Genomic DNA, 3792 nt, shown 5'->3' with positions numbered 1-3792 from the left:
ACCGGTACCCGCACCAGTTCTCCGGCGGACAGCGCCAGCGCATCGGCATCGCCCGCGGCCTCGCGCTCAACCCGGAGATCATCATCTGCGATGAGCCCGTCTCGGCGCTGGACGTCTCCGTCCAGGCGCAGGTGATCAACCTGATGGAGAAGCTGCAGGACGAGTTCAACCTCTCCTACATGTTCATCGCGCACGACCTGTCCATCGTGCGGCACATCTCCGACCGGGTCGGGGTGATGTACCTGGGCAAGATGGTCGAGATCGGCACCGACACGCAGATCTACGACCACCCGACCCACCCGTACACGCAGGCGCTGCTGTCCGCGGTCCCGGTCCCGGACCCGACCGGCCGCGACAACCGCGAGCGGATCATCCTGTCCGGAGACGTTCCGTCCCCGGCCAACCCGCCGTCGGGCTGCCGCTTCCGCACCCGCTGCTGGAAGGCGCAGGACAGGTGCGCCGCCGAGGTGCCGCTGCTGGCGGTTCCGGAGCGCTTCAGGGGCGAGACCGGTCCCGTGGCCCATGAGTCGGCGTGCCACTTCGCCGAGGAGAAGGACGTCGTCCACGCGGTGTGAGCGAGCACCTCAGCCGTCGGGGCGCCCACCGGACCGGGTCCGGTGGGCGCCCCGACGCTTTCACGGATGCGTCCGCCCGCGTCTCAGGCGATGTTGTACTCCTTGACGACCCTGCGCGCGGAGGCGAAGAGCATGCCGACGTTGACCGTGCGGCGGCAGACGGCGACGGCCACGAGGTCGTCGTTGCTGGCGCTGCGCAGAAACAGGTGCACCAGGTTCTCGCTGTTGACCAGGATCTCCTGGAAGTAGTGGCTGTTGCTCACCACCCCGCGCCGTTCCTTGAAGATGTTCTCGATCGTGACGACATTGCGCCCGCGGAAGAGGTCGAAGGTCGCGGCGGCGAGCATGTCCAGGACCTCGTTGGGGTGCGAGTCCATGGTGTCGACGGCCAGCAGCATTCCCGTCGACATGTCGACGACACCCGCGGCCACGCAGTCCGGAACCTCGGCACGCATGGCCTTGACCAGGTTGTTGACTCTGTCCGACATGCTCTCGGTCTTCATCAATGTGCTCCTCTCGGTCGGCCCGGCAGCGGTCGCCGACGGAGCCGTTCGCCCGGCCGATCGCTGCGGCCGGATTGCTGGGGTGGGGCAGGGATCAACGGGTCGGCTGGGGCTCGCCGAAGAGGATGTGGGAGATCCGGTCGATGGCGCCGCGGGCCTCCAGATGCAGCCTGGCGAGGTTGAGGTCCCGATCGGCGAGCACCACCAGCAGGGCCTCGTCGCCCACCGAGTAGACGGCGATGTAGCCCGAGTCGCAGCGGGTCACCGTCTCACGGAAGGCCCCCTCGCCCTTGCCCACTTCATGGGCGGCGCGCTGGGCCAGGCCGAGCATGGCGGCAGCCAGGGCGGCCAGTGTCTCGGGCTGGACATGCTCGCCGGTGGCGGCGACCAGGAGTCCGTCCACGGTGGCGACCGCCGTGTCGGTGATGCCCGCCACGCGCTCGGGCAGTGCGTGCAACTCCACGAGCAGAGCATCACGATTCATCCGCCGTACCCTCCTTTCCTTGGCTCTTCGGGACAGCCACGTGATCACGTCGTTGTCCTCTTCCGATCAGCTGCTACGAGCCGCATAACTGGAGTTCACGCAGGGCACGTGCGATCCGGCGCACCGTCTCGACGTCCGGGGGCCGCGCGATTGCCGAGGCGATCGACGCCTGGAGGCTGCCGGGCGGCGCCTCATGGTGCACCGGCGGGAACTGGAGGCCCGCCGAGCGGTCGGGGACCCGCCGCGGCAACGACGGCGGGGCCTGGTCGCCGCCGGTGTCGTCGGCCGGGTGCCGGTCCGGGTGCTCGGGTGCCTGCCGTGGTGGTGGGCGGGCGCCGGCGCCGTCGGTCGCCCGCTCGGCGATCGTCTTGAGATCGAGCCGTGCCATGGCCAGGTTGGCGCGCGAGCGGTCGAGCGCGAGGTGGATGGAGACCTGGCGGGCTTCGTCGCCGCCCGAGGACCGCGGTGGCGACGGCAGCAGGCGCAGCAGATGGAAGCACCGGGTGCCGCTGATGATGAGTTCCTCCAGTGCCTGCTCGTCACCCAGGAGGCTCATGGCGTCGGTGCTCGCCCGCACGATGGCGGTTCCGATGCCCGCCCAGGAGCCGGTCGGCTCGGGGGGATCGCCCACCAGGCCGAGGCTCGTGCCGGTGTCCAGGTCGACCATCGACGCCGCCAGGGCTCCCGGAATGGTCATCGCCCTTCCGAGCGCGCTGGACCACCACGACACGACTGCTCCCCTGAGGCACCTCATGGGAACGGCCCCGCTGCCGAGTCATGAGGCCCGCACTATAGCCCGGTTGAACAGGCCCGATCCGTGGCGCCGGCGCCCGTTGGGGCAGGGGACATTTCGGAATTCAGTGACGGCTCATCAGGGGCGGCCGGGGTCCGCCGGCCGTGGCCGAAACCCGTCGCGGATCGCGGCCCGGACCCCCGCCCCTGGGCTGGCGTGCCGGTTCTCGGCGGAACGCTGAAGTCCGCGAACGCCCGGAATCGCCGGGAAGGAAGGGCCGATGGGCCCCTTGTGCCCGCTCGTCCGTCATGAGCCGAAGGCGCGGGCGTCGCACCCGTCGGACCGCCTTCTAGGGTTTTCCCTAGACTTTGGCTCGATCGGGGCTACTCGGACGGCGGCAGCTCTTCGGCGAAGTGGCACGCGCAGGGGTGCTCGGCGGGTGATCCGGTGTTCTTGAACCAGGTGTGGACGATCAGCGGCGGCTCCTCGTCGGCGCACTTCAGCTGGGCCTTCCAGCAGCGGGTGCGGAACCGGCAGCCGGACGGCGGGTTCGCCGGTGAGGGCACATCGCCGGTGAGGATGATCCGCTCCCGGTGCTCCCGGCCAAAGGGGTCGGGGACGGGGACGGCCGACAGCAGTGCCTGGGTGTACGGGTGGGTGGGGTGCTCGTAGATCTGGGTGTCGTCGCCGATCTCCACGATCTTGCCCAGGTACATCACCCCGACCCGGTCGCAGATGTGCCGGACCACGGACAGGTCGTGGGCGATGAACATGTAGGAGAGGTCGAACTCGTCCTGCAGCCGCTCCATCAGGTTGACCACTTGGGCCTGCACCGAGACGTCGAGCGCCGAGACCGGCTCGTCGGCGACNCGGTCGCCCTTGGGTGCCACCTCGGGGTGGATGTCGAAGGGCTCACCGATGATGTCGCCGACCGTCATCCGCGGGTTGAGCGAGGTGTACGGGTCCTGGAACACCATCTGGATGTTCCGGCGCACGGCTTTGAGCGCCCGCCCCTTGAGCTTGGTGATGTCGTCGCCCTTGTAGAACACCTCCCCGGCCGTGGGGCGCTCCAGGTTCATCAGGAGCCTGGCGACGGTGGACTTGCCGCAGCCGGACTCGCCCACGATGCCCAGCGTCTCGCCCCGGCGCAGCTCGAACGAGACCCCCTCCACGGCCCGGACCGCGCCGACCTGCTTCTTGACCAGCACTCCGCGGGTGAGCGGGAAGTGCTTGACGAGGTTCCTCACCTGGAGCACGGCCTCAGGCATCGATGACCTCCTGCCAGAAGTGGCAGGCGCTGCGCCGGTCCTCGGTGACCGGATACAGCGGCGGGTCGTCGATGCGGCAGATGTCCCGGGCGTAGGGGCAGCGCGGGTTGAACGGGCAGCCCGGCGGGATGCGCAGGAGGTTGGGCGGCAGGCCCTTGATCGCGTAGAGCTCCTGTCCCTTGAGGTCCAGGCGGGGGATCGATTCCAGCAGGCCCTTGGTGTACGGGTG

Annotated in this window: 6 protein-coding genes; 1 reads left to right on the top strand and 5 read right to left on the bottom strand. The window is 69.4% G+C overall.

Translation table 11 applies throughout. The features are described from left to right. The coding region (locus tag IEY86_RS35650) for an oligopeptide/dipeptide ABC transporter ATP-binding protein (RefSeq protein ID WP_189136050.1) at positions 1 to 575 on the top strand (575 nt) is incomplete at its 5' end. A gap of 83 nt (positions 576 to 658) precedes the next feature. Here the strand turns inward: IEY86_RS35650 and IEY86_RS35645 are convergent. The 5 genes from IEY86_RS35645 to IEY86_RS35625 all read right to left on the bottom strand — a co-directional run. After that, positions 659 to 1078: a hypothetical protein gene (locus IEY86_RS35645; RefSeq protein WP_189136049.1), complete on the bottom strand. Its 420-nt coding sequence runs from the start codon at positions 1076 to 1078 to the stop codon at positions 659 to 661. 94 nt (positions 1079 to 1172) lie between these two features. Continuing rightward, complete coding sequence (locus IEY86_RS35640; protein WP_189136048.1) at positions 1173 to 1562, bottom strand: roadblock/LC7 domain-containing protein; 390 nt, start codon at positions 1560 to 1562, stop codon at positions 1173 to 1175. A 73-nt stretch (positions 1563 to 1635) separates the two neighbouring features. Then, positions 1636 to 2259: a hypothetical protein gene (locus IEY86_RS35635; protein WP_189136047.1), complete on the bottom strand. Its 624-nt coding sequence runs from the start codon at positions 2257 to 2259 to the stop codon at positions 1636 to 1638. Between the two features lie 419 nt (positions 2260 to 2678). Next, complete coding sequence (locus tag IEY86_RS35630) at positions 2679 to 3563, bottom strand: ABC transporter ATP-binding protein (RefSeq protein ID WP_189136046.1); 885 nt, start codon at positions 3561 to 3563, stop codon at positions 2679 to 2681. Next, a partial coding sequence (locus IEY86_RS35625; RefSeq protein WP_373287152.1) for an oligopeptide/dipeptide ABC transporter ATP-binding protein occupies positions 3556 to 3792 on the bottom strand: 237 nt, incomplete at its 5' end. The genes IEY86_RS35625 and IEY86_RS35630, both read right to left, overlap by 8 nt.

It is taken from the genome of Wenjunlia tyrosinilytica, assembly GCF_014646055.1.
Taxonomy (GTDB): Bacteria; Actinomycetota; Actinomycetes; order Streptomycetales; family Streptomycetaceae; genus Wenjunlia; species Wenjunlia tyrosinilytica.
This window is presented reverse-complemented; position numbering and strand designations above follow the sequence as displayed.